This is a genomic window from Burkholderia sp. Bp9143, assembly GCF_003853645.1.
In the GTDB taxonomy this organism is placed as follows: domain Bacteria; phylum Pseudomonadota; class Gammaproteobacteria; order Burkholderiales; family Burkholderiaceae; genus Burkholderia.
Genome location: NZ_QTPO01000002.1, coordinates 142,363 through 168,010 on the forward strand (window position 1 = coordinate 142,363; position 25,648 = coordinate 168,010).

The following is a 25,648-nucleotide window of genomic DNA, read 5'->3' on the forward strand; positions in this document are numbered from 1 at the left end:
GCGGCGAGCCGTGCTGCCGCCGCGCGATCCTCGATGCTCGACGATCGATGCCCGATGCCGCCTTCGCCGCGCGTCAGGCCGCGCTCGCGCACGCCGGCTCGAACTCGAGCGCCCAAGCGTCGTCGAGCGGAATCTCGTCGCAGTTCGGCTGCAGGCCGCCGCGGTCCACGATCACGAAGTCGCTGACCGCGTCGAGCGCGAGCAGCGGATGGTGCCAGACGCCCTTCGCATAGTTCACGCCCTGCCAGCCTTCGGCCAGGAACGCGCGCATCGCGTCGGGCCGGAACTCGCCGGCCGGCGCGACGACGATCGCGTAGCGCGACACGGCCGCCAGCGGGATGAACGCCTGGCTGCCGTGCGGATGGCGCTCCATCAGCGTGATCGCGACCGGCAGCGCGCGCGGCTGCGCGCGAAACACGCTGACGAGCGGCCGGCCACCGTCCGCGCAGACGTCGATCGTCGCGAGATCGTGGAAGCGCTCGGTCGTGCCGCCGTTGATCGGGAAGTGCCGCGCGCCTTCGAGCGCGATCACGTCGCCGAACGGCGCGAATGCCTCGCGGGTCAGGCGCTCGACGCGCAGGATGTGGGGTCCGCTCATGCCATTGCCCTCCTTCAAGCCGGCTCGCCCCACAGACGCAGGCGCGACACGCCGCCGTCCGGGAAGATGTTGAAGCGCACGTGCGTGACGGGGCCGAGTGCCGCGAGCTGGTCGAACGTATGCACGTGGTCCATCTGCAGCTTCTGCTCGCCGAGCAGTTCGGCCCAGAACATCGCCTGCGTGACGAGCGAATCGTCGGTGCCGCCGGCAACGTGCGCGGCCTGCAGCGAGCAGCGGTCGGGGAAGTTGCCCTTGAAGAACGCCGTATCGACCTCGACGCGCCGGATGATGCCCGGCCGCGCCAGCGCGACGATCGCCCAGTCGTTGCCGGGCTCGCGGCGCCGCCGGGTTTCCCAGCCGTCACCCATGTTCGCGCCGCGCCCCGGCATCAGCATCTGCGAGGCCGGGCCGAAGTGCTGGTTGTTCGCGGCCACCAGGTAGCCGCCGTTCTCGATCGCCGCGAGATCGACGAGTTCGCCCGCCGGCACGTGGCGCCAGTCGCGCTGCGGCTGGCCGTACACGCGCAGCCGCGCGAGCCCGCCGTCCGGATACAGGTTCACGCGCAGGTGCGTGACCGGCTGCGCATCGTCGACGCTCACGTAGTGATGCGAATTGCCCTGCAGCGTCGTCGCGGGGACGATCGTGCGCCATTCGGCGTCGTCCGGCGGCGTGTCGCCGTCCACCGCGCAGGCCTCGATCGACGCGGCCGGCGGGAAGTTGCCGGTGAAGTGGCTCGTATCTAGATCGACGCCGTAGATCACGCCCGGCCGCGCGAGCCGGACCACGCAGAAGTCGTGGCCGGTCGTGCGCTTGCGGCGCGTTTCCCAGCCGTCCATCCACTTGCCGTGGTCGTCGTACTTGCCGGGAATGAAGACGGCCGGCTCGGGATTCAGCATGCGCTCCTTCGGCGCGAAGAATTCGTCGCTGGCGAAGAGCGCCTGCGCGCCCAGGCGCGGGTCGGCGAGGTTCATGTAGCGCCGCGTGAAGGCCGGCGCGTTCGGATCGAGGACGGGGGCTGCCATGTCGTCTCCACTATCTTGTCTTGGTAAGGGCCGGCGCACATCGTCGCGGCGGCCGCGGGAAATTCGTCCGCGCGGAACAGCCGGGGAAGCCGCTCCGCGCGAGCGTGCGCTCAGAGCGCGTGAGCCTGGTCGCCGGCGACCGGCGCGGCGCTGCCCTGCTCGTCCGCCACATAGCGCAGTTCGCGGTTCAGCACGCGCTTCGCGCGGGCCCGGTCGATGTCGTTCTCCCACACGGCGACGACCACCGTCGCGACGCAGTTGCCGATCAGGTTGGTCAGCGCGCGGGCGATGCCGACGAACCAGTCGACCGGCAGGATCAGCACGAGGCCGAGCACCGGAATCGCGGGAATGGCCGACAGCGTCGCCGCGAGGATCACGATCGCCGAGCCCGGAATCCCGTGCGCGCCCTTCGACGTGACGAGCGACACGAGCAGCACGACGATCAGGTCATGCGTGGACAGCGGCGTGTTGGTGGCCTGCGCGATGAACAGCACGGCGAGCGTCAGGTAGATCGAGAAGCCGTCGAGGTTGAACGAATAGCCGGTCGGGATGACAAGGCCGACCGTCGAATCCTTGATGCCCATGTATTCGAGCTTGCTCATCACCTGCGGCAGCACCGCGTCCGACGACGCCGTGCCGAGCACGATCGACAGTTCCTCGCGCAGGTAGCGGATCAGCTTGAACACAGAGAAGCCCGCGAGACGCATCACCGCGCCGAGCACGACCGTGACGAACACGAAGCAGCTCAGGTAGAACACCGCGACGAGGTAGCCGAGCTGCTTGAGCGACGCGACGCCGTACTTGCCGGTCGTGAACGCGATCGCGCCAAGCACGCCGAGCGGCGCGAGCTTGATGATGAAGCCGATGATGCGGAAGAACACGTGCGACAGTTCCTCGATCAGGCTGTTCACGCGCTGCGCCTTGTCGCCGAGCAGCGACAGCGCGGAGCCGAACAGCACCGCGAACACGAGGATCTGCAGGATGTCACCCTTCGCGAACGCGTCGATCGCGGTCTCGGGGATGATCTTCATCAGGTAGCCGGCCGTGTCCTTCAGGCTCTCGGCGTTCTTCGCGTACGACGAGAGCGAGGCCGCGTCGAGCGAGTGCAGGTCGATGTTCATCCCGACGCCCGGGCGCGTGAGCCACGCGAGTACCAGACCGATGCCGAGCGCGAGCGTCGTCATGATCTCGAAGTAGACGACGGCCTTCAGGCCGACCCGGCCGACCTTCTTCAGGTCGCCCGCGTTGGCCATCCCGCTGACCACGACGCAGAACACGATCGGGCCGATGACCATCTTGATGAGCTTCAGGAAGCCGTCGCCGAGCGGTCGCAGCGACTCGGCGAAATGCGGGAAGAACGCGCCGAGCGCGACCCCCAGGATTAGTGCGACGACTACCCGGCCAAACAGCGAGTTGAGGAATTTCGACACGGCGCTCTCCCGATCCAACGGTTGCAGTTTCGTCTGTTCATACTGGTAAGACCAGTGATGTTATGGTGGATAGTAGGAAGCCGATATAGTGGCGTCAAGGACGGATCAAATAGGGATTTCCCGGCCCCTTCGCGCCGGCTTTCGACGCACCGAACGGGGGCGGATCGTGGCTTTCCCGTAGGCCGGTCGTGCACCGCGCGCGTGCGGATTACAATGCCGGTCAGACCGGCCATCGTTCACATCATGAAAAACGTTCCGCACACCGTGACCGACGCCGCCATCGCGACGATCCGCGACCGGATCGAGGCAGGCGTGTATCCGGTCGGCAGCCTGCTGCCGGCCCAGCGCCAGCTCTCCGAGGAGCTGGAGATCAGCCGCGCGTCGCTGCGCGAGGCGCTCTCCACGCTCGAGGCGCTCGGGATGCTGCGCATCCGCGCCGGCAAGGGCGTGTACGTCGAAAGCGCGCAGGCGACGGCCGCCCATCCCTGGCAGTTCGCCGAGCAGTCGTCGCCGCCCGACACGTACCAGATGCGCTATGCGCTCGAAGGGTTCGCCGCGCGGATGGCCGCGCACGTCGTCACCGACGACGACATCGCATGGTTCGAGGACAACCTCGCCGACCTGCACGTCGCGCTGACCGAAAGCGCGCTCGACGAAGCGTCGCGGCTCGACTTCGACTTCCACATGCGGATCATCCATCTCGCGGGCAACGCGGCGATCGAGTCGGTGCTGCGCAGCAGTGCGGACATCATGAAGGAAAGCCAGCGCATGCCGTTCTACCGGCGCGAGCTGCTGCTGTCGACGTGGCACGAGCACCGCGCGATCGTCGACGCGCTGATCGCCCGCGATGCGGCCGCGGCCGGCACCGCGATCGAAACGCACATCGCGAACGCCGCGCAGCGCGCGGGCATCTTCTTCCCGACACCGGGCACCTGACGCAGTCGTCGGCCGGCGCGGCACCCGCTCTCCGGTCGTGCCGGTCATCCTCCCGACGGAGCCTGCTGATCGCCCTGTGGCTCGCCTCGCAGCGCGTCGGCGTGCGGCGAGTCACGCAGTAGTCGGCTTTCGCTCCCGCCAATGAAAAAGGCACGCTCCCGCAAACCGCGGGCGTGCCTTTTTTGCATTGCGCGCCGTCGCGCGCCATCAGCAGACGATCATGCCGCCTCGCTCGCGAAATCGATCAGCACCTTCATCGCGCGCTGCCGGTCGCCGGCCAGCTCGAACGCATGGTTCGCGTCGCGCATCGGGAACACGCCCGTCACGGCCGGGCGCAGGTCGACGCGCTGCGCATTGATCAGCTGCACCGCGAGCGCGAATTCCGCATGGAAGCGGAACGAGCCGCAGATCGACAGCTCCTTCGCGACCACGACGTTCTGCGGCAGGCTGACGTCGCCACCGAGCCCGAGCTGCACGACGACGCCGCGCGGCCGCATCACGTCGAGGCCATCGCGCAGCGCGCGCGCATTGCCCGAACATTCGATCATCACGTCGAACGTCCCCTTGTCGGCACCGTAGCGCGCGACCCAGCCGGTGTCGGCCGCCGCGTTGATCGTATGGTCGGCGCCGAGAGCGCGGGCGACCTCGAGCGGCGCATCGACCACGTCGGTCGCGACGATCTCCGCCGCGCCGTGCACGCGCGCCGCCGCGACCGCCAGCACGCCGATCGGCCCGCATCCCGACACGAGCACGCGCCGGCCGATCAGCGGGCCCGCGCGCGACACCGCGTGCAGCCCGACCGCGAACGGCTCGGCGAGCGCCGCGAGCGACAGCGGCACATGATCCGCCACCTTCACGCACTGCGCGGCATCGCACACGAGCGCGTTGCGAAACGCGCCCTGCACATGCGGCATGCGCATCGCGCTGCCGTAGAAGCGCATGTCGAGACACTGGTTCGGCAGCCCTTCGAGGCAGTAGCGGCACGCGCCGCACGGGCGGCTCGGATTCACCGCGACGCGATCGCCGACCTTCACCGACGTCACGTCCGGCGCGACCGCCGCCACCGTGCCGGCCACTTCATGGCCGAGCACCATCGGCTGCTGCAGCCGGATCGCGCCGAAGCCGCCGTGCCGGAAGTAATGGAGATCGGAGCCGCAGATGCCGCCGATCGCGACATCGACGCGCACCTGGCCCGGGCCGATCTCGCCCAAGTCCTGCTCTTCGAGCCGCAGGTCGTTCGGCCCGTGGATCACGAGACACATGCAACGCATACGCATGACAGCCTCCTCAGACGACCGGTGTGAGCAACGGCTCGCCGGCGAAGTGCGCGGCGAGGTTGTCGCGCACGAGCCAGCCCATCGCCTGGCGCGTCTCGACGGTGCCGCTCGCATGATGCGGCTGCAGCAGCACGTTCGGCAACGCGAGAAAACGCGGGTCGATGCGCGGTTCGTTCCAGAACACGTCGAGCGCCGCGCCGGCGATCGCGCCGCGTTCGAGCGCGTCGAGCAGCGCGGGCTCGTCGACGGTCGTGCCGCGCGACACGTTCACCAGGTAGCCGCGCGGGCCGAGCGCGTCGAGCACGGCGGCGTCGACGAGATGACGGGTCGACGCGCCGCCCGCGAGCGTGACGATCAGCACGTCGCACCAGTCGGCCAGCTCGGTCAGGCGGTCGAAGAAGCGGTGCTGGCTGTCCGCGCGCGGCGCGACGTCAAAGTAGCCGAGCTCGACATCGAAGCCCGACAGCCGGCGCGCGAGCGTCGAACCGATCCGGCCGAAGCCGACGATGCCGACGCGCTTGCCGTACAGGCGCGTGACGAGCGGCATGTCACCGTCGGACCATGCGCCGGAGCGCACGTACGCGTCGCCGGCACCGATCCGGCGCAGCAGCGCGAGCGTGAGCCCGACGCCGAGATCGGCGACGTCGCCGGTCAGCACGTCGGGGGTGTTGGTCACGCGGATCCCGCGCTCGCGGGCCGCCGCGAGATCGATCGCATCGGTGCCGACGCCGTAGCAAGAGATGATCTCGAGCTTGGGCAGCGCGGCGATCAGCGCGGCATCGGCACCGAGGTCGCCGCGCGTCGCGATCGCGCGCACGGCGGCGCCGTGTTCGGCGAGGAACGCCGCGCGGTCGGCAGCCTCCCACAGCCGGTGAATGTCATAGCCGGTCGACAACCATGCGTCGTCCCACGGCTGGTAGGGGCCCGTCATCAGCAGCTCGGGCCGCCGGGTCGATTCGTGCGCCATTTGCGCTTGCTCCTGTCGAAAAGCGTTGAAAGTCGAATGCGTGCCGGGCCGCGTCGGCCGCCCGGCCCGTTCATGCATGCCGTGCGAGCGGTTCGGCATCCGGGGCCGATTGCGCCTGCGCGGCGTCGAGCGGATCGTCGAGATCGCGGTTCAGCGTCTCCGGCATCCGCGCGGTGGTGAACAGCGTGATCAGCGTCAGCAGCACCAGGTACGCGGCGATCGGCACCCATGCACGCACGCCGGCCGCGTGATCGCCGCCGTGCAGCGCGATCACGGTCGCGATGATCGTCGCGCCGAGGAGCGGCGCGATCCCGCCCGCGAGCACGGCCGACACTTCGCGCGAGAACGACACGCCCATGTAGCGATGCCGCGCGCCGAACAGTTCGGGCAGCAGCGCGGCCTGCGCGCCGAGCATCCCCCAGTTCGCGAAGCCCTGCGCGATCGAGATCGCGATCACGCTCGCCACCACGTTCCCTTGGCTGAAGATCCACCACACCGGAAACGCGAGCGCGAGCTGCAGCCACGCGAACATGCGGTACACGCGCACGCGGCCGAAGCGGTCGCTGAGCCGGCCCGCGAGCGGCACCGTGCACGCGCCGACGGTCGCCGCGCACACCAGCGCGAGCGCGCCGATCGGCCCCTTCATCCCGATCACGCCGGCGAGATAGCTGACCGCGAGCGCCTGGTAGATCGACGAGCCGCCGTTCTCGGCCATCCGCAGTCCGATGCCGATCAGCAGCGAGCGCTTCGAATGCCGGACCGCGCTCTTCAGCGGATTCGCCGACACCTGCGCGCGCTTCTCGAGCCGCACGAAGGTCGGCGACTCGTGCAGCCGCACGCGCATGTAGAGCCCGACCGCGACGATCACCGCGCTGAACAGGAACGGCACGCGCCAGCCCCAGCCGTCCGTCACGCGATCGATGTTCGCGAGCAGCAGGAAATAGACGGCAGCCGCGAGCACGGTGCCGAGCTGGATCCCGAGAAACGGCAGCGACGCGTAGAAGCCGCGCTTGCCCGGCGGCGCGTATTCGGTCATCAGCACCGCGGCGCCCGCCTGCTCCGCGCCGGCACCGAGGCCCTGCAGGATGCGCAGCAGCACCAGCAGCGCGGGCGCCCAGTAGCCGGCCGTCTCATAGGTCGGCAGCACGCCGATCAGCGTGCTCGCGACGCCCATCAGCAGCACCGTCGCGGTCAGCACGAACTTGCGGCCGACGCGATCGCCGAGCACGCCGAACACGACACCGCCGAGCGGGCGCACCGCGAAGCCGACGAAGTACGTGCCGAAGCTCGCGATCAGCCGCATCTCGGCGGTTTGCGCGGGAAAGAACAGCGGTCCGAAGACGAGCGCCGACGCGAGCGTGTACAGCGCGAAATCGTAGTATTCGAGCGCGCTGCCGAGCGAGCAGGTCCATGCCGCGCGGTTCAACTGCTTCGTGTCGACGCCGCGCCGCTCGACGGCGTCGACCGGCGTGCCGGGCATTGCATCGCGCCGCTGAGGCGGCGGGGAAATGCGATCCATCGTTGTCTCCTGTCTCCTGCCTTCCGTTCCGGAACCCGGCGCGATGCGCCGGGACATCGGCCCGCTCGTGCGGCGGGCTCTTCTGGGAATTCGGATGCCGGTGCCAGCCGGCGCAACGACGCTGCGCACGGGGCGCCAGGCGTCGCCGCTCAGACGGCGCTGGTCAGCCCGCCGTCGACGAACAGCGTCTGGCCGTTCACGAAGTCGGATGCGGCGGACGCGAGGAAGATCGCCGCGCCGCACAGCTCGTCGACGCGCCCCCAGCGGCCAGCCGGCGTGCGCTTGCACAGCCAGTCGGAGAACGCCGCGTCGTCGACCAGCGCGCGATTCAGTTCGGTCTCGAAATAGCCGGGCGCGAGGCCGTTCGCCTGGATGCCGTGACGCGCCCAGTCGGCGCACATCCCTTTCGTCAGCATCCGCACCGCGCCCTTCGTCGCCGCATACGGCGCGATCGTCGGCCGTGCGAGCTCGCTCTGCACCGAGCAGATGTTGATGATCTTGCCGCGGCCGCGCGCGATCATGTGGCGCGCCACCGCCTGCGCGACGTTGAACACGCCGTCGAGATTCACGCGCATCAGCGCTTGCCAGTCGTCCGGGTCGAATGCGTCGAGCGGCGCGCGGCGCTGGATGCCCGCGTTGTTCACGAGGATGTCGATCGCGCCGACGCGCGCCTCGAAATCGTCGATCGCCGCGCGCACCTGCGCGTGCTCGGTGACATCGAACACCGCATGGTCGGCCGCGAAGCCTTCCTCGCGGAACCGGCGCGCGAGCGTCGCGGCCTTCTCCTCATTACGATCGTTGATCACGATCGCCGCACCGGCTTCCGCGAGGCCGCGGGCGAGCGTCAGCCCGATCCCGCGTCCGGAACCCGTGATCAGTGCGCGGCGGCCGTCCAGGCGGAACCGGTCAAGCGCGTTACTCATGCAAGTCTCCTCGTGCCATCGAGCCGACCGCCGGTCGCGGCCGGTCTCGCGTTGAGGGTATCTTCGGCGCTCGGCCGGGGGTTGCGCCAATGGTCTTTTTTGATCCGGTTATCATGAAATCCGATCACCATTCGCTGCCGCCCGCCCACCATGGAACTCAAGCAATTGCGCGCCTTCGTCACGCTCGCGGAAGAGCTGCATTTCGGGCGCGCCGCGCAGCGCCTGTTCATCGTCCAGTCCGCGCTGAGCATGCAGATCAAGGCGCTCGAGGAAGAGCTGGGGGCGCGCCTGTTCGAGCGCGACCGTCACAAGGTCGAACTCAGCGATACGGGGCGCGTGTTCCTGCCCGAGGCGCGGGCGACGCTGCAGCAGGCCGCGCGCGCGGAGCAGATGGCGCGGCTGTCGAGCCGCGGCGAGATCGGCACGCTGCGCATCGCGTTCGTGTCGTCGGTACTGCCGGTGCTGCTGCCGGCCGTGCTGCGCACGATGCGCGAGCGCTATCCGCTGATCACGCTCGAACTGAAGGATCTGCCGACGCCCGACCAGATCGCCGCACTGCGCGACCGGCGCATCGATTTCGGGATGATCCGGCTGCCGGCCGCGTATGCGGGCATCGACACGCGCGTGGTGCTCGAGGAAGGCTTCGTGGTCGCGCTGCCGCTCGACCATCCGCTCGCCGCGCACGACACGATCGCGCCGTCGGCATTGCGCGGCCAGCCCGCGTTCGTGCTCGCGCGCCGCTACGCGCCCGGCTTTCACGACGACATGCTGCTCGCGCTGAGCCGCGCGGGCACGACGCTCGAGATCGCGCAGGAGTTCGGGGAATTCACGACGATGCTCGCGCTCGTCGCGGCCGGGATGGGGATCGGGCTGATCCCGGCGGAAGCCGCGAGCGCGCTGCCGCCGAACGTGCTCGCGCGGCCGCTCGACCTGGCCGGGCACCGGACCGGCATCGGCCTCGCCTGGACCGACCTCGACAGCCCGCTGAAGCGCGCGTTCGTCGACGCGCTCGAACACGTGACAGGGCACGCCGGACAATAAAAAACCCGGCCGCGGAATCGGGCCGGGTTCGTTCGCCGCGCAAGCCGCCTTGCGGCGGCCGCGCAACGTGCGGGATTACTTCGCGTTTGCGAATGCGACAGCCGTATCCAGCATGCGGTTCGAGAAACCCCACTCGTTGTCGTACCAGCTCGACACCTTGACGAGGCGGCCCGACACCTTGGTCAGCGTCGCGTCGAACGTCGACGAAGCCGGGTTGTGGTTGAAGTCGATCGACACCAGCGGTGCGGTGTTGTAGCCGAGGATGCCCTTCAGCGCGCCTTCCGATGCTTCCTTCATGATCGCGTTGACTTCCTCGACCGTCGTGTCGCGCTTCGCGATGAACGACAGATCGACGATCGACACGTTGATCGTCGGGACGCGGATCGCGTAGCCGTCGAGCTTGCCGTTCAGTTCCGGCAGCACCAGGCCGACGGCCGAAGCAGCACCCGTCTTGGCCGGGATCTGGCTGTGCGTGGCCGAACGCGCGCGGCGCAGGTCTTCGTGATAGACGTCCGTCAGCACCTGGTCGTTGGTGTAGGCGTGGATCGTCGTCATCAGGCCCGTTTCAAGGCCGATCTTGTCGTGCAGCGGCTTGACGAGCGGTGCGAGGCAGTTCGTCGTGCACGATGCGTTCGAGATCACGGTGTGCTCGGCCTTCAGCACGTTGTGGTTCACGCCGTAGACGATCGTTGCGTCGACGTCCTTGCCGCCCGGCGCCGAGATGATCACCTTCTTGGCGCCGCCCTTCAGGTGCGCGCTCGCCTTTTCCTTGGTCGTGAAGAAGCCCGTGCATTCCATCACGATGTCGACACCGAGCTCGCCCCACGGCAGTTCGGCCGGGTTGCGGTTGGCCAGCACGCGGATCCTGTCGCCGTTCACGATGAGGTAATCGCCGTCGACCGACACTTCACCCGGGAACTTGCCGTGCGCGGTGTCGTACTGGGTCAGGTGCGCGTTGGTCTTCGCATCGCCCAGGTCGTTGATCGCGACGATCTCGAGATCGTGCTTCTTGCCGTTTTCATAGAACGCGCGCAGCGTGTTGCGGCCGATACGGCCGTAGCCGTTGATTGCGACGCGAATCGTCATGGTCTATCTCCTGATGGCTGAAAAAATTCGTTTCGTGCAGCTTCACGGTGCGACGCGCGCGCGGGGCCGCGCGCGTCGCGAATGCTTTTAGGCCAGCACGGCCTTCGCGGTCTCGACGACGTGCTCGACGGTGAAGCCGAAGTACTTGAACAGCACGCCGGCCGGGGCCGATTCGCCGAACGTGTCGATCCCGACGACGCCGCCTTCGAGGCCGACGTACTTGTGCCAGAACGCGGTCACGCCCGCTTCGATCGCGACGCGGCGCACGCCGTGCGGCAGCACGCGTTCACGGTATTCGGCGTCCTGGCGGTCGAACACGTTGGTCGACGGCATCGACACGACGCGAGCCGCGATGCCCTGCTGCGCGAGCGGCTCGACGGCTTTCATCGCGAGTTCGACTTCCGAGCCCGTCGCGATGAGGATGATCTTGCGCGCGACGATCTCTTCGTCCCAGTCCTTCAGCACGTAGCCGCCCTTCTCGATGTTCGCGATCTGCGAGTCGGTACGCGGGTTGAACGCGAGGTTCTGGCGGCTGAAGATCAGGCTCGACGGACGGTCGGCGGCAACCGCGTGGGTCCATGCGACGGCCGTCTCGACCGTGTCGGCCGGACGCCACACGTCGTGGTTCGGGATCAGGCGCAGGCTCGACACGTGCTCGATCGACTGGTGCGTCGGACCGTCTTCGCCAAGGCCGATCGAGTCGTGCGTGAACACGAAGATCGACGGGACCTTCATCAGCGACGCGACGCGCAGCGCGTTGCGGCTGTAGTCGGAGAACGTCAGGAACGTGCCGCCGAACGGCTTGTGGCCGCCGTGCAGCGCGAGGCCGTTGATCGCGGCGCTCATGCCGAATTCGCGCACGCCGTAGTTGATGTGGTTGCCGAGCAGCACGCCCGCGCCTTCCGGATTCGCGCGCACCGCCTTCGATGCCTTCCAGTTGGTCAGGTTCGAGCCGGTCAGGTCGGCCGAGCCGCCGAGCAGTTCCGGCAGTGCGGCGGCGAGCCCTTCGATCGCTTGCTGCGATGCCTTGCGGGTCGCGACCGTCTCGGCGCGCTCGTTCGCGCCGGCGATGATCGCCGCGGCCTTCTCGGCCCAGTCGGCCGGCAGCTTGTTGGCCATCCGGCGTTCGAATTCAGCGGCTTCTGCCGGGAATTTCGCGCGATATGCGGCGAACGTCGCGTCCCATTCGGTCTCGGCACGCTTGCCGACTTCCTTCGCGTCCCATGCCGCGTAGACTTCCTGCGGAATCACGAACGGCTCCCACTTCCAGCCGAGCGCTTCGCGCGTCTTCGCGATTTCTTCCGCGCCGAGCGCCGCGCCGTGCACGTCGTGGCCGCCCGCCTTGGTCGCCGCGCCCTTGCCGATCACCGTCTTGCAGCAGATCAGCGTCGGCTTGTCCGACAGCTTCGCCTTCGCGATCGCCGCGTCGACCGCGTCGACGTCATGGCCGTTCACATGCGGGATCACGTTCCAGCCGTACGCTTCGAAGCGCTTCGGCGTGTCGTCGTGGAACCAGTTCACGACGTCGCCGTCGATCGAGATGCCGTTGTCGTCGTACAGGGCGATCAGCTTGTTCAGCTTCAGCGTGCCCGCGAGCGAGCAGGCTTCGTGCGAGATGCCTTCCATCAGGCAGCCGTCGCCGAGGAACACGTACGTGTGGTGATCAACGATCTTCGCGCCGTCACGGTTGAACTCGTCGGCCATCAGCGCTTCGCCGAGCGCCATGCCGACCGCGTTCGCGAGACCCTGGCCGAGCGGGCCGGTGGTCGTCTCGACGCCCGGCGTGATGCCGTATTCCGGGTGGCCCGGCGTCTTCGAGTGCAGCTGGCGGAAGTTCTTCAGCTCTTCCATCGGCAGGTCGTAGCCGGTCAGGTGCAGCAGCGAGTACAGCAGCATCGAGCCATGGCCGTTCGACAGCACGAAACGGTCGCGGTCCGCCCAGTGCGGGTTCGTCGGGTTGTGCTTCAGGTGGCGCGACCAGAGCGCGACGCCGATTTCGGCCATGCCCATCGGCATGCCGGGGTGGCCGGAGTTCGCTTGCTGGACGGCGTCCATCGCGAGCGCACGGATCGCATTGGCCATCAGGGTGGTGGAGGCGGGAGACGAAGTCGTCATGTCGAGTCCGGAGAACGAGTCGAGGAAACGGGGGCACGGCGGCATCCGGAAGCTCGAGCGTCAATCGTTCCCGGCGCGCGGTGCGGCGCCTGACGGACGCGAAGCGGACGGAGCCTACGGACGGGGCTGCAAAGCTCGTCATTTTAACAGATGGGCTGACATTTCCCTTGTCGGCGCGTAGTGTTCCGGCACGGTTTTCCGTCAGACCGCCCGCCTCCTATAATTCAGGCGTCGGAACTGCCTGCCCCGAGCGGCCCGCCCGTGAACACGACCCTTCTCTTCCATCCCACGCCCGACGCCGCGTACGGCTTCCCGAACGCACGCCGGCTCGCGCACGTCGCGTCGCCGCACCAGCACATCGAAGTCTGGGAAACCCCGCAGCTCGGCCGCCTGTTCACACTGGACGGCCGGCCGATGACGTCGGTCGGCGATGAATACGTGTACCACGAGTGCATGACGCACCCGGCCGCGCTCGCGCATCCGTATCCGAGGAAGGCGCTCGTGCTCGGCGGCGGCGACGGCGGCGCCGCGCGCCAGCTGCTCAAGCACGCGTGCATCGAGCGGATCGTCGTCGCGGAACTCGACGACGAAGTGGTCGGCATGGCGCGCCGCTATCTCGACGACGTGCACCAGGGCGCGCTCGACGACCCGCGCGTCGAGGTCGTGATCGGCGACGCCGCGCATTTCGTCGCGTCGACCGTCGAGCATTTCGATCTCGTCGTGTTCGACCTCACACCGCCCGATTCGCCGGCGGCCGGCCTCTATACGCGCGAGTTCTACGCGCGGCTCAAGCGGATCCTCACGCCGTGCGGCGCGATCTCGCTGCACCTCGGCTCGCCGGTGTACCACGCGGCGCGCATCGCCGCGCTGCTCGACGACCTGCGTGCGAGCTTCGCGGTCGTCGATCTGCTGTCCGCGCACGTGCCGCTGTATGGCTCCCAATGGCTGATGGCGATCGCGAGCGACACGCTCGATGCGGCCGCGCTATTCGCGCACGACATCGACGAACGGCTCGCCGCACGCCACGTGCAGGGCTTGCGCTACTACGATGCGCGACTCCATGCGGCCCTCTTTGCCCTGCCGCGCACGCTGCGCGATACACTGGGCGTTCGTCGCTGAGCTTCCGGGCGGACGCAACATTCCGCGGGTTGGCCGCGCTTTCTCCCGCGCCCGACCCGCGCGCCAATATCCGCTGGACTGCAAAGCATGGGAAGGGAGTAACCGCTCAAGCGCCAACACCGTTCGACCGCAAAACATGGGAACAGAGTGGGCGCTGAAGCACCAACACTGTTCGACAGGAGATTTCATGACCGATCCACGTCCGGCCAACGTGCCTTGGTTGACGCCTTACCTGGCCGTGCGCAATGCGCATGCGGCCATCGAGTTCTTCCAGGCCGCATTCGGCTTCGAGCTGCGCGACGTCCATGACGAGGACGGCGCGATCATGCACGTCGAGATGACCTACAACGGGCAGCTGATCGTGATGTTCGCGCCCGAAGGCGCATTCGGCTCGACCGCGCTCACGCCGAAGCGTGCGGGCGCAACCGCCCCGCAGTCGTTCTACCTGTATGTCGACGACGTCGACACGACCTGGCAGCGTGCGCTCGACGCGGGCGCGAAATCGCTGACCGCGCCGCAAGATCAGTTCTGGGGTGACCGCTTCGCGCAGATCGAGGATCTCGACGGCTACCGCTGGGCGCTCGCGCGCCGCCTGTGTGCATGAACGGAGCCGCGATACGCATGAGTGAAGCCACCACCACCGCGGCCGTGCCGCGTTTCTTCGTCGAAGCGGCGCTGTGCGCCGATGCGACGCTCGCGTTGCCGACCGACGTCGCGCGGCACGCGCAAGTGCTGCGGCTGCAGCCCGGCGACGCGCTCGCGCTGTTCGACGGCAGCGGCGGCCAGTACCGCGCGCGGCTCGTCGAGATCGACAAGCGCAGCGCGCTTGCGCAGATCGAGGCGTTCGACCCGGCCGAGGCCGAGCCGCCCTACCGCGTGACGCTGGCGCAAGGCATCGCCGGCGGCGACAAGATGGACTGGGTAATCGAGAAGGCCGTCGAGCTCGGCGTCGCGGCGGTCGTGCCGCTGTCGACCGCGCGCGGCGTCGTGAAACTGTCCGGCGAGCGCGCGGACAAGCGCGTCGCGCACTGGCGCGGCGTCGTGCGCGCGTCGTGCGAACAATGCGGGCGCAACCGCGTGCCCGATGTCGCGCCGGTACGCGGCTTCGGCGCATGGCTCGATACGCTGCCGGCCGCGGCGGCCGACGGCGAATTGCGGTTGCTGCTGTCGCCGCGCGCGAGCATCTCGTTCGCGTCGCTGCCGGACGCGCCGCCCGCGGCGGCCGTCACGCTGCTGATCGGGCCCGAAGGCGGGCTGTCGCCGGACGAGGAAAACGCGGCCCGCGCACACGGGTTCACCGCGTTGTCGCTCGGGCCCCGCGTGCTGCGCACCGAGACGGCCGGCGCGGCCGTGCTGGCGGCGCTGGCCGCGCGCTGGGGCGGTTGGTAACGAACCCGACGTGCCGCAACCACGTGGCGACCCGGCCCAGGGTCACCGCGTGAATGCGGCGCGCTTCAACCAGCGGCTTACTGCGACTTGCCGCGCGACGATCGATGCGGCATCGAGTCGGACAACGCGTCGAGCACCGGCGTCAGCACGTCTTGCGGGCTGCCGGTTGCCCAACCGCCATCGAGACTGTAAAGGTCGATCTTGCCCGTCACCGGGCGCGTCACCGGTGCCGCATCCAGCACCTGCGCCATGCCCGAGAAGACTGCCTTGAACGCGGCGATCCGTGCCGCATCGTTCGTCAGGCGACCGTTGCCGAGCTTCGCCTGCAGCGCCTTCCCGCCGGGCCCCGCATCCGCGACGCGGCACGTGAATTCGACCGTTGCGATCGTCTGGCCCTCGATGGCCGAGTTCGGTTGCCGCGACGACCCGGTTGTCTTGCACTCCGACCGATCGAGCGCGCGCTGATACGCGGCGGCCATGCTCTCGACGGCCGGCCGCAACGCGATACTGAATTTCGGCGGCATCGGCGCCAGCATTCCCTCTGCCATGTCGGCACGCATCGACTCGCGCAGCGTCGACAGCACGTCGACGTCGAGCGCATCCTTCCCGGCATAACTCGGGCGCACCGCGTCGCTGAATTCGCGGGCCTTCGACACGTCGCCATTGACGAACGCGCCGATGTACAGGTCGACGGTCTGCTCGGGCGTAAGCGGCGCGGCGTACGCGGCGCCCGCGGCAGCCAGCAGGGACAGCGCGGCTACGCGCGCGGAACGGGAAATATTCATGGGTGGACAGCCCTCTCTCGATGGTTTGTTTTGCGCACCCGGCACAGCAGCCGCAGCCGGGGCGCCCGGGATTGTCTCGAAAAAAGGTGTCGATGAAAGGTGAATGTTAGCGCGCGATGCGGCGCGCCGTCTTGCATGCGTCGCACGGACGCAAAAAGGCCCGCGCGAGGCGGGCCTTTCGCCGAATCGGCCGCGCTCAGGCGGCCGGCGGGTTCGCGCGTTACGCGAACGAATAGAACACGCGAAACGCGACCTTGCGCTCGGCCCAGAACTCGGCGGCTTCGCGGAACACGTCGAGCAGCGTCTCGCGCCCTTCCTTGTCGAATTTCTGCGCGATCGGCAGCCCTTCGAGCACGATCACGAAACCGGGCTGCGCGCCGGCCTTCGCGACGAGGTCGGTCAGGCAGTCGTACAGCGCGTCGTAGTTCTTCCCGAAATGCTTCGGAAACAGGAACGACGTCGCGATCGTCTCCATCACTTCCTGCTTCGACTGCGCGGCACCGCAATACGCGTACAGGAAATGCTGGCCGAGCCGACCGGCTTCGTCGGCGAGATCCTGCACGCGGAACGCGCGGATCGACTGCACGAGATTGGGTCGCACGGTCGTGAAAAGGCTCATAGGCTCCTCGTTCGATGAAAGCCCGTCGGCTTCCTGTTGCTCCGGCGCGCCGCCGGCCTGTGCCGCCGCGTGAAGCTGGATCACGCGCTGAAACAGATTGCCGTCGCCGGCCGCGAACAGTTCCGCCGCCGCCGTATCGTGCGCGTAGATGGAGTCGCTCATGCCGTTCATCCCGAAGTCATTCAACAATACGTTTAAAACTGTTGTAGTGGTCGTCCGTGTAATAACAGTTGTCGATCCTGCGCAATGGCCCGCCACAGACGATCCGGCGCGCGCCGCGATTGCGTGCGCGCGGCGTCGGCACCGTGTACTCGTGGTAGTAGCCGCGCTTCGCCTTCGGCAGGATCCGCTCGCGGTTGCCGAAGACGACGCCGTCTTTCTCGTACGGATAGGGGCCACCGGCGCCGATCAGGCCAAGCGTGGTCACGGCCTCGCGCGGCAGACGGCCGGTCGGGATCGTATCGACCCCGCCGACGGCCAGATCGGCCGAAACGGCCTGCCGTGCGTAAGCGGCGGAAACCAGACTGCCCGTCGGTGTACCGACGATACCCATCGCGAACATCGCGAAGACGGACGCGAGCGCGCCGTTGCGGAGCCACTTGCGTGCCATGAACCAGGGTTCCCGCTGTTAAATCAAGTAGTTGACGACCAACCAAAGGCGTTAGCGTAGCGCTATTGTCCGCGCGAATCAATGTTCGTTTGGGAACCGAAAGGCTGGCGTCGCACGGAATCGCGCATTTTTTACCCAAATAAGACTACATTTATCTTGCATGAGATAAAATATTGGCGGCATCTCTCGCATGGCAAGACACTGCCTCCTTGCCACGCTCGCTACCCGGAGTGGAGAGATGCTGCTGTTGCTTATGGGAAGCGCGTTTGCGCCCTACCCGCGGCGTGCCCATTGCGGGCACGCCTCTTTTTGCTTTTGTTTACAATTTCGCCCGACGTGCGGCAACCGGTTCGACCGGCACCGCGCGTTCGTTCCGGCTCAGCGCGCGGCGGCGTTCACGTCGGCGACCAGCAGCGCCGCCATGTTGACGATGCGGCGAACGGTCGCCGATTCGGTCAGCACGTGCACCGGCTGAGCCGCGCCCAGCAGGATCGGCCCGATCGCGATGTTGTTGCCGGCGGCCGTCTTCAGCAGGTTGTACGCGATGTTCGCGGCGTCGATGTTTGGCAGGATCAGCAGGTTCGCGTCGCCTTCCAGCGTCGATTCCGGCAGGATTTCCTTGCGCAGCGCCGCGTCGAGCGCGACGTCGCCGTGCATTTCGCCGTCGACCTTCAGCTCCGGCGCACGTTCCTGCAGGATCGCGAGCGTATCGCGCATCTTCTTCGCCGAAGGTGCGTTGCTCGTGCCGAAATTCGAGTGCGACAGCAGCGCGACCTTCGGTTCGATGCCGAAGCGGCGCACTTCTTCCGCCGCCATGATCGTGATCTCGGCGAGTTGCTCCGGGGTCGGATCGACGTTCACGTGCGTGTCGACCAGGAAGATCTGGCGGCCCGGCAGCACGAGGCCGTTCATCGCCGCGTACACGCTGCAGCCCGCGCGCTTGCCGATCACCTGGTCGATGAAGTGCAGGTGGCGGTGCGTGGTGCTGATCGTGCCGCAGATCATCCCGTCCGCTTCGCCCTTCTTCACCAGCATCGAGCCGATCAGCGTCGTGCGGCGGCGCATCTCGACACGGGCCAGCTGCTCGCTGATGCCCTTGCGCGCCATCATCTTGTAGTACGTCTGCCAGAAGTCGCGGTAGCGCTCGTCGTGCTCGGTGTTGACGACCGTGAAGTCGGTGCCCGGCGTGAGGCGCAGGCCGTAGCGCTGGATACGGTGCTCGATCACCGACGGACGGCCGATCAGGATCGGCTTCGCGAGCTTTTCGTCGACGATGATCTGAACGGCGCGCAGCACGCGCTCTTCCTCGCCTTCCGCGAACACGACGCGCTTCTTCTCTTCCGACGCGGCGCGCGCGATCTGGAAGATCGGCTTCATCGTCGTGCCGCTGTGGTACACGAACTGCTGGAGGTGAACGCGGTACGCCTCCATGTCCTCGATCGGGCGCGTCGCGACGCCGCCGTCCATCGCGGCCTGCGCGACGGCCGGCGCGATCTTGACGATCAGGCGCGGATCGAACGGTTTCGGAATCAGGTATTCGGGCCCGAACGACAGGTCCTGGATCCCGTATGCGGTCGCGACGATGTCGCTCTGCTCGTGCTGTGCGAGTTCGGCGATCGCGTTGACGGCCGCGATCTCCATTTCACGCGTGATCGTCGTCGCGCCGACGTCCAGCGCGCCGCGGAAGATGAACGGGAAGCACAGGACGTTGTTGACCTGGTTCGGGTAGTCGGTGCGGCCAGTGGCCAGCACGGCGTCCGGGCGCACTTCGAGCGCGAGTTCCGGCAGGATTTCCGGCGTCGGGTTCGCGAGAGCGAGGATCAGCGGGCGCTCGGCCATGCCCTTCACCATGTCCTGCTTCAGCACGCCGGCAGCCGACAGGCCGAGGAAGATGTCCGCGCCGTCGATCACCTCGGCCAGCGTGCGGGCTTCGGTTTCGCGGGCGAAACGCTCCTTGTCCGGATCCATCAGCTCGGCACGACCCTTGTAGACCACGCCGGCCAGGTCGGTCACCGTGATGTTCTCGAGCGGCAGGCCGATGTCGACCAGCAGGTCCAGGCACGCCAGCGCGGCCGCACCCGCGCCCGACGCGACGAGCTTCACCTTCTTGATGTCCTTGCCGACGACCTTCAGGCCGTTCGTGACGGCCGCGGCCACGACGATCGCGGTGCCGTGCTGGTCGTCGTGGAACACCGGAATCTTCATCCGCTTGCGCGCTTCACGCTCGACGATGAAGCAGTCCGGCGCCTTGATGTCTTCCAGGTTGATCCCGCCGAAGGTCGGCTCCAGCGCGGCGATCACGTCGACCAGCTTGTGCGGGTCCGACTCGTTCAGCTCGATGTCGAACACGTCGATGCCGGCGAACTTCTTGAACAGTACCGCCTTGCCTTCCATCACCGGCTTCGACGCGAGCGGGCCGATATTGCCGAGCCCGAGCACCGCCGTGCCGTTCGTGACGACGCCGACCAGGTTGCTGCGCGCGGTGAAGCGCGCGGCGTTCAGCGGGTTCTCGACGATCTCCTCGCACGCATACGCGACACCCGGCGAATACGCGAGCGCGAGGTCGCGCTGGTTGATCATCTGCTTGGTCGGGGCGATCGCGACCTTCCCGGGCGTCGGGAACTCGTGATAGTCGAGAGCGGCTTCGCGGAGCTTGGCTTTGGAGGAGGCTTGGGTCGACATGTGTCTCTTGGCGGGCGGATTAGAATAACTGTTCGACGGCATTGTAGCGCCAATCGAAGGCCGCCAGACCGGTGATTCGGGTGCAACAGCCGCGACAAAAATGGGCTGAACGGTGCAGGAACGGCGCCGTTCGCTGCGTACAATGCCGTTCCTTTCACCGCTTCCGGGTCCGTCCGCCGTGCCAGCCGCCCTGTCCGAGTTTTCGCTGATCGATCGCTTCTTCGCGCGCCGCGCGGCCCGGGGGGCGCGTGCGTCGACGCTCGGCATCGGCGACGATTGTGCGCTGATCGCGCCGCGATCAGGCAAATTGCTCGCCATTTCGACCGACATGCTCGTCGAAGGCCGCCATTTCTTCCCCGATGTCGCGCCCGACGCGCTCGGCCACAAGACGCTCGCGGTCAACCTGTCGGATCTCGCAGCGATGGGTGCCGAGCCGCGCGCGTTCACGCTCGCGTGCGCGCTGCCGCGCGCCGACGCGGCGTGGCTCGAGGCGTTCAGCAACGGGCTGTTCGCGCTCGCCGAGCGGTTCGGCTGCGAGCTGATCGGCGGCGACACGACGAGCGGGCCGCTGAACCTGTGCGTGACCGTGTTCGGCGAGGTCGCGCCGGATGCGGCGCTGCGGCGCGATGCCGCGCGCGACGGCGACGACGTGTGGGTATCCGGCACGCTCGGCGACGCCCGCGCCGGGCTCGGGGTCGCGCGCGGCGAATGGGCCGCCGGCACGGCCGAAGCCGCCGCGTTCCGTCAGGCGCTCGAGCGCCCGGAACCGCGCATCGCGCTCGGGCTCGCGCTCGCGGGCGTCGCGCATGCGGCGCTCGACATCTCGGACGGCCTCGCCGGCGACCTGCGGCACATCCTGGCCCGCTCGAACGTGCGCGCCGACATCGACGCCGACGCGGTGCCGCGCTCGGCCGCCCTCGCGACACTGCCGCCCGACGTGCAGCGACGCTGCACGCTGGCCGGCGGCGACGACTACGAACTGTGCTTCACCGCGCCGGCCGCGGCCCGCGCGGCGGTCGAGGCAGCCGGCGCGAGCGCCGGCGTTCGGGTCACGCGAATCGGTACAATACACGCGCTGTCCTCGCCGTCGGAGCCGCCCGCGATCGCGTGGCGCGACGCCGCCGGCGCGCCCCTGACTCTCACGTTGCACGGTTTCGACCACTTCCATGCAGACTGACCCGACGACCGAGCAATCCGCGGCCGCGCCCGGCGCCGCCCGGAACGTGCCGCGGCGCGCCACCGCGCGCTTCATGCTGTCGCACCCGGCGCACATCGTGTCGCTCGGCTTCGGCAGCGGGCTCGCGCCGTTCATGCCCGGCACGTTCGGCACGCTGTTCGGCTGGCTCACGTTCGTCGTGCTCAACCGCTACCTGACGGTGCCCGAATGGTGGGCGCTGATCGCGATCGGTTTCGCGGCGGGCACGTGGATCACCGGTTTCACCGCGAGGAAGATGCACACGTCCGATCCGGGCGCCGTCGTCTGGGACGAAATCGTCGCGATCTGGCTCGTGATGCTGTTCGTCACGCCCGCGACCTTCATCGGCCAGTTGTGGGCGTTCGTCGTGTTCCGCGTCTTCGACATGCTCAAGCCACCGCCGATCCGCTATTTCGACCGTCGCGTGAAAGGCGGGCTCGGCATCATGGTCGACGACCTGATCGCCGCGTTCATGACGCTGCTCGTGATCGCCTTCTGGCGCTCCGTCGTCGGCTGACCCACTTCCCGACTCCCGCTTCCCGACGCGCATGCCAACCGATTCCGTCGTCCATCAGCTTGCGATCCGCGCAGGCAACAAGCTGCGTGACGAGCACCTGTCGCTCGCCACCGCCGAATCCTGCACGGGCGGCATGATCGCCGCCGCGATCACCGACATCTCCGGCAGCAGCCAGTGGTTCGAGCGCGGCTTCGTCACCTACTCGAACCAGGCCAAGATCGAGATGATCGGCGTGCCGCCCGATCTGATCGAGAAACACGGCGCCGTCAGCGAGCCGGTCGCGCGCGCGATGGCCGAAGGCGCGCTGCGCAACAGCCGCGCTCAGGTCGCGCTGTCCGTCACCGGTATCGCCGGCCCGGCGGGCGGCAGCGAGAAGAAGCCGGTCGGCACCGTGTCGTTCGGGTGGAGCAACCGGCTGCATACCGACGTCGAGACCCTCGTGTTCAAGGGCGACCGCGAGCGGATCCGCACGCAGGCGGCCGCGCATGCGCTGCGCGGGCTGCTGAAGCTGCTTGACGAGCGCGAACGCTGATTCGCCGGCGCAACGGCAGCGGCGGCCGGCGCCCCTGCGCGCCTACTGGATCGCGTCGGGCTTCACGACGATCCAGTTCTTGTCCGCCGTGACCGGCAGGCCGAGCGCCTTCTGCTGCGCAGCCGATTCGTCCGACCACGCGCGGATCTGCGCCATCTGCTTGTCTTTCTTGTTCACCCATACGCGCACGCCGCCGCGCGCGACGTCGGTCGCGTTCAGCAACATGTAGCCGTCGGATTTCGGCGTGTCGCCCGCGACGAGCACCGGCTTTTTCCACTGGTCGATCCAGCCGGCGATCGAGCCCAGCTTGCCCTCGTACCACGTCATCGGGTTCATCAGGAATGGCGTGATCACGAGGTCGCGGTTCGCGGCCTCGTCGTACTTGCCGGCCTTGATCTGCAGCCGCGACGTGGTCAGCGCGCCCGTCGCCGGGTTGCGCAGCAGCGTCGTCACGCCGATCACGTTCTGCGGCTTCACGTTGTAGCCGTATTTCGGATCCGACAGCACGAGCCGCGCGAGCTCCTCGTGCGCGGCCGTCATCACGTAGACCTCGATCCCGTTCTCGCGCAGCGCGTTGTACAGCTCCTGCATGCCGCGGAAGAAGCGCGGCGGGTTCGCCGCGCCGTCGACGACCTTGTCGCCCTGCCAGTAGCGGATCGGCACCGGCTTGCCGTCGGCCAGCATCGCGTCGACGTGGCGCTTCAGATCGGCAAGCGACAGCCCCGCGAACGCCTGCGCGATCCACGGGTAGCAGACGAGGTCGTCGATCTCGCAGAGCCGGTAGTAGTAGCTCGTCAGCGATTCCCTGTAGTCGGCGGAATCCTTGAACGGGATCAGCTTCAGCGACGGATCGAGCGAATCGCGCGTGAGCACGCCGTGGTTCTCCAGATACGGCAGCAGCGATTCCTCGAGGTCGTAGCGATAGGTCGTGTTGTCGGCGTCGAACACCGCGTAGTCGCCGCGATGCGCGTGCGCGGCGATCATCGCGTTCAGTGTCTTCGCACTGTCCGCCGGCCAGTGCGCCAGGTCCGCCGCGTGGGCGAACGACATGCACAACGACGCGGCAAGCGCGCTCAGAAGACGTCGGGACAGCTTGGGCATGGCGTCGCTCCCTTTCTTGACATTTTGATTACGGATCGATGACAAGCGGCAGCATCGCGCGATTGACGCGCGGACATGCGGTGCGGAAGCGACGGGAAGTTGTTCGCGTGCGCCAGAGCGGCTAGCGCCGGAAAAGCTGCGCGGCACGCAGGCGCGGGACGCAGCAAGAGGCCGCCCAGACGGGCGGCGTGCGTTTCAGCGATATCTCAGCGATGCGCGTTGATCGTATCGCGCGTCTTCTGCGCGGCGAGCGCCGCGGCTTCGGCAAAATCCTCGCCCTTGCTCGCGTACAGGATCGCGCGCGACGAGTTGATCATCATTCCGGTGCCGTCGGCGGTGCGGCCCGCGTTGACGGTCGCCTGCACGTCGCCGCCCTGCGCGCCGATGCCGGGGATCAACAGCGGCATGTCGCCGACGATCCCGCGCACGATCTCGATTTCCTTGGGGAACGTGGCGCCGACCACGAGGCCGAGTTGGCCGTTCTTCGCGTTCCACTTGTTCGCCGCGAGGTCGGCCACGACCTGGTACAGCGGCCGGCCGTTCGTGTCGAGGAACTGCAGATCCGAGCCGCCCGGATTCGACGTGCGGCACAGCACGATCACGCCCTTGCCTTCATGCTCGAAGTACGGCTCGACCGAGTCGTAGCCCATGTACGGGTTCACGGTGACCGCGTCCGCGCGATAGCGTTCGAACGCTTCGCGCGCATACTGCTCGGCCGTGCTGCCGATGTCGCCGCGCTTCGCGTCGAGGATCACGGGCAGGCCCGGATGCTGGAGGTGGATATGCGCGATCAGGCGCTCGAGCTGATCTTCCGCGCGATGCGCGGCGAAGTACGCGATCTGCGGCTTGAACGCGCTCGCATACTGCGCGGTCGCGTCGACGATCTGCCGGCAGAATTCGAAGATCGCGTCGGGCTGGCCGTCGAACTGCACGGGAAAGCGCGACGGCTCGGGATCGAGGCCGACGCACAGCAGCGAATTCGTGCGCTGCCACGCGGCGCGCAGCGATTCGATGAAAGTAAGCGGGGAAGACATGGCGGATACTCGCGGCAAACCGTTGGTAGACCGCGTATTTTACCCGCGTCGCCGGCGTCCTTCGCGCGCGGCCGCGTCGACGCGTGCATCGGCCCGCTCGACGGTGAACGCGAAACGCCGCGTGAGCCGCTCGCCCGGCGCGAGCAACGTCATGCCGTGCGCGGCCGCACCGCCCGGCAGGTTCACCGCATTGATCGGATGATCGACCGGCTCGAAGCAGAAGAAATCCTCGCCGGGCGGCGTATAGAGCACGTATGCATCGGCGTCGGCCGCGACCGTCAGCAACAGCCCGCGGCGCGGCCAGCTCACCGTCGCGTGGCCGCCCCAGCCGGTGAACGCATGATTGACGAGCGTCGCCGGCAACGGATACGCGACGCCGAACTGCCAGGCCGGCGGCACGCTCACGTGCCGCACTGGCAGAAAATCGGCGCCCGACAGCCACAGGCCGCCGGCCGCCGCCGCCAGCTCGGTCGCGTCGTCGCGCACCACGAACGGATGCACGCCGAGCCCGAACGGCAGCCTGGCGCGCCCCGCATTCTCGATCGTCAGCGCGATCGACAGCGTCGTGTCCTCGAGCGCGAACGACTGGATCGCGCGAAACGCGTAAGGCGCGCCGCTCGCGCGATCGAGCGACAGCTGCAGCGTCGTGTCGGTCGCATCGTCCACCTGCCACGGCGCAAGCCAGCCGTCGCCGTGAATCGGCAGCGGCTCGTCGCGACGGTTGCGCGGCACCGCGACGCTGCGCCCGTCGCATTCGAAGCGGCCGTTGCCGATCCGGTTCGAGTACGGCAGCAGCGGATAGCACGCGAGCGCGTTCGGGTCCGTCGCCGTTTCCGGGTGCTCGCAACGACGGAACACCGGCACCAGCGCGCCGTGGTCGCCGCGCCAGTCGAAGCGCGCGATGCCGCCACCGAGGTGCGGCAGCACGTCGAGCCGCAGCGACGCGTTCGACAACGTGACGGTCTCCGCATGCGCGGCGCCGACGCCCTGCGCGAACGCGGCGGTCTGCGGGCCGGCGCTGACCGGCTGAGCGGCGGCAGCCAGGCGTGCGCGGCGCGACTGGCTCGTGGACGACGATGCGTGCGAGGACGTGGCGGTCATGGTGAGCTCCTTTCCTTCGTCGATGAAACGATACGGGTCGTCGCGCGGTG

24 protein-coding genes are annotated in these 25,648 nt (G+C 68.1%); 8 read left to right on the forward strand and 16 right to left on the reverse strand.

The window, feature by feature from the left end:
• Positions 1 to 73: 73 nt before the first annotated feature.
• From DIE23_RS02100 to DIE23_RS02110, 3 genes are all read right to left on the reverse strand, one after another.
• Positions 74 to 598: an ureidoglycolate lyase gene (locus tag DIE23_RS02100; RefSeq protein ID WP_124610583.1), complete on the reverse strand. Its 525-nt coding sequence runs from the start codon at positions 596 to 598 to the stop codon at positions 74 to 76.
• Between the two features lie 14 nt (positions 599 to 612).
• Positions 613 to 1,620 carry an allantoicase gene (gene alc / locus DIE23_RS02105; RefSeq protein ID WP_124610584.1) on the reverse strand — a complete coding sequence of 336 codons (1,008 nt, stop codon included), beginning with the start codon at positions 1,618 to 1,620 and terminating at the stop codon, positions 613 to 615.
• Positions 1,621 to 1,730: 110 nt separating this feature from the next.
• Positions 1,731 to 3,050: a C4-dicarboxylate transporter DctA gene (locus tag DIE23_RS02110; RefSeq protein WP_124610585.1), complete on the reverse strand. Its 1,320-nt coding sequence runs from the start codon at positions 3,048 to 3,050 to the stop codon at positions 1,731 to 1,733.
• A 213-nt stretch (positions 3,051 to 3,263) separates the two neighbouring features.
• Here DIE23_RS02110 and DIE23_RS02115 point away from each other — a divergent pair, with 213 nt between their 5' ends.
• A complete protein-coding gene (locus tag DIE23_RS02115; protein WP_185646373.1) occupies positions 3,264 to 3,986 on the forward strand; it encodes a FadR/GntR family transcriptional regulator in 723 nt (240 codons plus the stop codon).
• Between the two features lie 218 nt (positions 3,987 to 4,204).
• Here DIE23_RS02115 and DIE23_RS02120 read toward each other — a convergent pair whose 3' ends face one another.
• The 4 genes from DIE23_RS02120 to DIE23_RS02135 all read right to left on the reverse strand — a co-directional run bounded on the left by DIE23_RS02120 (position 4,205) and on the right by DIE23_RS02135 (position 8,672).
• On the reverse strand, positions 4,205 to 5,263 hold the full coding sequence (locus DIE23_RS02120) for an L-idonate 5-dehydrogenase (protein ID WP_124610587.1): 1,059 nt from the start codon (positions 5,261 to 5,263) through the stop codon (positions 4,205 to 4,207).
• 10 nt (positions 5,264 to 5,273) lie between these two features.
• Complete coding sequence (locus DIE23_RS02125) at positions 5,274 to 6,230, reverse strand: 2-hydroxyacid dehydrogenase (RefSeq protein WP_124610588.1); 957 nt, start codon at positions 6,228 to 6,230, stop codon at positions 5,274 to 5,276.
• 70 nt (positions 6,231 to 6,300) lie between these two features.
• Positions 6,301 to 7,749, reverse strand: coding sequence for an MFS transporter (locus DIE23_RS02130; protein ID WP_124610589.1), 1,449 nt, complete (start codon positions 7,747 to 7,749; stop codon positions 6,301 to 6,303).
• Between the two features lie 149 nt (positions 7,750 to 7,898).
• Positions 7,899 to 8,672, reverse strand: a complete 774-nt coding sequence (locus DIE23_RS02135; protein WP_124610590.1) for an SDR family NAD(P)-dependent oxidoreductase — start codon at positions 8,670 to 8,672, stop codon at positions 7,899 to 7,901.
• A gap of 150 nt (positions 8,673 to 8,822) precedes the next feature.
• Between DIE23_RS02135 and DIE23_RS02140 the strand changes: the two genes are divergently transcribed.
• A complete protein-coding gene (locus DIE23_RS02140; RefSeq protein WP_124610591.1) occupies positions 8,823 to 9,713 on the forward strand; it encodes a LysR family transcriptional regulator in 891 nt (296 codons plus the stop codon).
• 75 nt (positions 9,714 to 9,788) lie between these two features.
• Here DIE23_RS02140 and gap read toward each other — a convergent pair whose 3' ends face one another.
• Both gap and tkt read right to left on the reverse strand, forming a co-directional pair.
• Positions 9,789 to 10,799: a type I glyceraldehyde-3-phosphate dehydrogenase gene (gene gap, locus DIE23_RS02145; protein WP_124610592.1), complete on the reverse strand. Its 1,011-nt coding sequence runs from the start codon at positions 10,797 to 10,799 to the stop codon at positions 9,789 to 9,791.
• Between the two features lie 87 nt (positions 10,800 to 10,886).
• On the reverse strand, positions 10,887 to 12,959 hold the full coding sequence (gene tkt / locus DIE23_RS02150) for a transketolase (RefSeq protein WP_124610593.1): 2,073 nt from the start codon (positions 12,957 to 12,959) through the stop codon (positions 10,887 to 10,889).
• Positions 12,960 to 13,175: 216 nt separating this feature from the next.
• Between tkt and speE the strand changes: the two genes are divergently transcribed.
• From speE to DIE23_RS02165, 3 genes are all read left to right on the forward strand, one after another.
• Positions 13,176 to 14,033: a polyamine aminopropyltransferase gene (gene speE, locus DIE23_RS02155; protein WP_124610594.1), complete on the forward strand. Its 858-nt coding sequence runs from the start codon at positions 13,176 to 13,178 to the stop codon at positions 14,031 to 14,033.
• Positions 14,034 to 14,220: 187 nt separating this feature from the next.
• Positions 14,221 to 14,637, forward strand: coding sequence for a glyoxalase/bleomycin resistance/extradiol dioxygenase family protein (locus DIE23_RS02160; RefSeq protein ID WP_124610595.1), 417 nt, complete (start codon positions 14,221 to 14,223; stop codon positions 14,635 to 14,637).
• A 17-nt stretch (positions 14,638 to 14,654) separates the two neighbouring features.
• Positions 14,655 to 15,422: a 16S rRNA (uracil(1498)-N(3))-methyltransferase gene (locus DIE23_RS02165; RefSeq protein ID WP_124610596.1), complete on the forward strand. Its 768-nt coding sequence runs from the start codon at positions 14,655 to 14,657 to the stop codon at positions 15,420 to 15,422.
• Positions 15,423 to 15,499: 77 nt separating this feature from the next.
• Here the strand turns inward: DIE23_RS02165 and DIE23_RS02170 are convergent, their stop codons facing one another.
• The 4 genes from DIE23_RS02170 to DIE23_RS02185 form a co-directional block, all read right to left on the reverse strand.
• Positions 15,500 to 16,207: a hypothetical protein gene (locus DIE23_RS02170; RefSeq protein WP_124610597.1), complete on the reverse strand. Its 708-nt coding sequence runs from the start codon at positions 16,205 to 16,207 to the stop codon at positions 15,500 to 15,502.
• Positions 16,208 to 16,427: 220 nt separating this feature from the next.
• Entirely contained in the window at positions 16,428 to 16,988 is a 561-nt protein-coding gene (locus DIE23_RS02175; RefSeq protein ID WP_014898116.1) for a barstar family protein, read from the reverse strand.
• Positions 16,989 to 17,004: 16 nt separating this feature from the next.
• A complete protein-coding gene (locus DIE23_RS02180) occupies positions 17,005 to 17,436 on the reverse strand; it encodes a ribonuclease domain-containing protein (protein WP_124610598.1) in 432 nt (143 codons plus the stop codon).
• 378 nt (positions 17,437 to 17,814) lie between these two features.
• Positions 17,815 to 20,160: an NADP-dependent malic enzyme gene (locus DIE23_RS02185; RefSeq protein WP_311767798.1), complete on the reverse strand. Its 2,346-nt coding sequence runs from the start codon at positions 20,158 to 20,160 to the stop codon at positions 17,815 to 17,817.
• Between the two features lie 136 nt (positions 20,161 to 20,296).
• Here DIE23_RS02185 and thiL point away from each other — a divergent pair, with 136 nt between their 5' ends.
• The 3 genes from thiL to DIE23_RS02200 are packed head-to-tail and all read left to right on the forward strand — an operon-like array spanning position 20,297 to position 22,362.
• Positions 20,297 to 21,295 (forward strand): thiamine-phosphate kinase, encoded by a 999-nt coding sequence (gene thiL, locus DIE23_RS02190; protein WP_260435938.1) that lies wholly within the window; start codon positions 20,297 to 20,299, stop codon positions 21,293 to 21,295.
• Entirely contained in the window at positions 21,285 to 21,830 is a 546-nt protein-coding gene (locus tag DIE23_RS02195) for a phosphatidylglycerophosphatase A (protein ID WP_124610601.1), read from the forward strand. Before thiL ends, DIE23_RS02195 begins: the two co-directional genes overlap by 11 nt.
• A 31-nt stretch (positions 21,831 to 21,861) precedes the next feature.
• Entirely contained in the window at positions 21,862 to 22,362 is a 501-nt protein-coding gene (locus DIE23_RS02200) for a CinA family protein (RefSeq protein ID WP_124610602.1), read from the forward strand.
• Positions 22,363 to 22,404: 42 nt separating this feature from the next.
• Here the strand turns inward: DIE23_RS02200 and DIE23_RS02205 are convergent, their stop codons facing one another.
• The 3 genes from DIE23_RS02205 to DIE23_RS02215 all read right to left on the reverse strand — a co-directional run bounded on the left by DIE23_RS02205 (position 22,405) and on the right by DIE23_RS02215 (position 25,598).
• Positions 22,405 to 23,463 carry a haloacid dehalogenase-like hydrolase gene (locus DIE23_RS02205; protein ID WP_124610603.1) on the reverse strand — a complete coding sequence of 353 codons (1,059 nt, stop codon included), beginning with the start codon at positions 23,461 to 23,463 and terminating at the stop codon, positions 22,405 to 22,407.
• A 206-nt stretch (positions 23,464 to 23,669) separates the two neighbouring features.
• Complete coding sequence (gene pyrF, locus DIE23_RS02210; RefSeq protein ID WP_011350899.1) at positions 23,670 to 24,497, reverse strand: orotidine-5'-phosphate decarboxylase; 828 nt, start codon at positions 24,495 to 24,497, stop codon at positions 23,670 to 23,672.
• 39 nt (positions 24,498 to 24,536) lie between these two features.
• On the reverse strand, positions 24,537 to 25,598 hold the full coding sequence (locus DIE23_RS02215) for an aldose 1-epimerase (protein WP_124610604.1): 1,062 nt from the start codon (positions 25,596 to 25,598) through the stop codon (positions 24,537 to 24,539).
• Positions 25,599 to 25,648: the final 50 nt, after the last annotated feature.

Coding starts and splice junctions, on each gene's coding strand:
- DIE23_RS02100 (WP_124610583.1), bottom strand. CDS start 598: ATGAGCGGACCCCACATCCTGCGCGTCGAGCGCCTGACCCGCGAGGCA.
- alc (WP_124610584.1), bottom strand. CDS start 1,620: ATGGCAGCCCCCGTCCTCGATCCGAACGCGCCGGCCTTCACGCGGCGC.
- DIE23_RS02115 (WP_185646373.1), top strand. CDS start 3,264: ATGCCGGTCAGACCGGCCATCGTTCACATCATGAAAAACGTTCCGCAC.
- DIE23_RS02120 (WP_124610587.1), bottom strand. CDS start 5,263: ATGCGTATGCGTTGCATGTGTCTCGTGATCCACGGGCCGAACGACCTG.
- DIE23_RS02125 (WP_124610588.1), bottom strand. CDS start 6,230: ATGGCGCACGAATCGACCCGGCGGCCCGAGCTGCTGATGACGGGCCCC.
- DIE23_RS02130 (WP_124610589.1), bottom strand. CDS start 7,749: ATGGATCGCATTTCCCCGCCGCCTCAGCGGCGCGATGCAATGCCCGGC.
- DIE23_RS02135 (WP_124610590.1), bottom strand. CDS start 8,672: ATGAGTAACGCGCTTGACCGGTTCCGCCTGGACGGCCGCCGCGCACTG.
- DIE23_RS02140 (WP_124610591.1), top strand. CDS start 8,823: ATGGAACTCAAGCAATTGCGCGCCTTCGTCACGCTCGCGGAAGAGCTG.
- gap (WP_124610592.1), bottom strand. CDS start 10,799: ATGACGATTCGCGTCGCAATCAACGGCTACGGCCGTATCGGCCGCAAC.
- tkt (WP_124610593.1), bottom strand. CDS start 12,959: ATGCCGCCGTGCCCCCGTTTCCTCGACTCGTTCTCCGGACTCGACATG.
- DIE23_RS02160 (WP_124610595.1), top strand. CDS start 14,221: ATGACCGATCCACGTCCGGCCAACGTGCCTTGGTTGACGCCTTACCTG.
- DIE23_RS02165 (WP_124610596.1), top strand. CDS start 14,655: ATGAGTGAAGCCACCACCACCGCGGCCGTGCCGCGTTTCTTCGTCGAA.
- DIE23_RS02170 (WP_124610597.1), bottom strand. CDS start 16,207: ATGAATATTTCCCGTTCCGCGCGCGTAGCCGCGCTGTCCCTGCTGGCT.
- DIE23_RS02175 (WP_014898116.1), bottom strand. CDS start 16,988: ATGAGCGACTCCATCTACGCGCACGATACGGCGGCGGCGGAACTGTTC.
- DIE23_RS02180 (WP_124610598.1), bottom strand. CDS start 17,436: ATGGCACGCAAGTGGCTCCGCAACGGCGCGCTCGCGTCCGTCTTCGCG.
- DIE23_RS02185 (WP_311767798.1), bottom strand. CDS start 20,160: ATGCCGTCGAACAGTTATTCTAATCCGCCCGCCAAGAGACACATGTCG.
- DIE23_RS02195 (WP_124610601.1), top strand. CDS start 21,285: ATGCAGACTGACCCGACGACCGAGCAATCCGCGGCCGCGCCCGGCGCC.
- DIE23_RS02200 (WP_124610602.1), top strand. CDS start 21,862: ATGCCAACCGATTCCGTCGTCCATCAGCTTGCGATCCGCGCAGGCAAC.
- DIE23_RS02205 (WP_124610603.1), bottom strand. CDS start 23,463: ATGCCCAAGCTGTCCCGACGTCTTCTGAGCGCGCTTGCCGCGTCGTTG.
- pyrF (WP_011350899.1), bottom strand. CDS start 24,497: ATGTCTTCCCCGCTTACTTTCATCGAATCGCTGCGCGCCGCGTGGCAG.
- DIE23_RS02215 (WP_124610604.1), bottom strand. CDS start 25,598: ATGACCGCCACGTCCTCGCACGCATCGTCGTCCACGAGCCAGTCGCGC.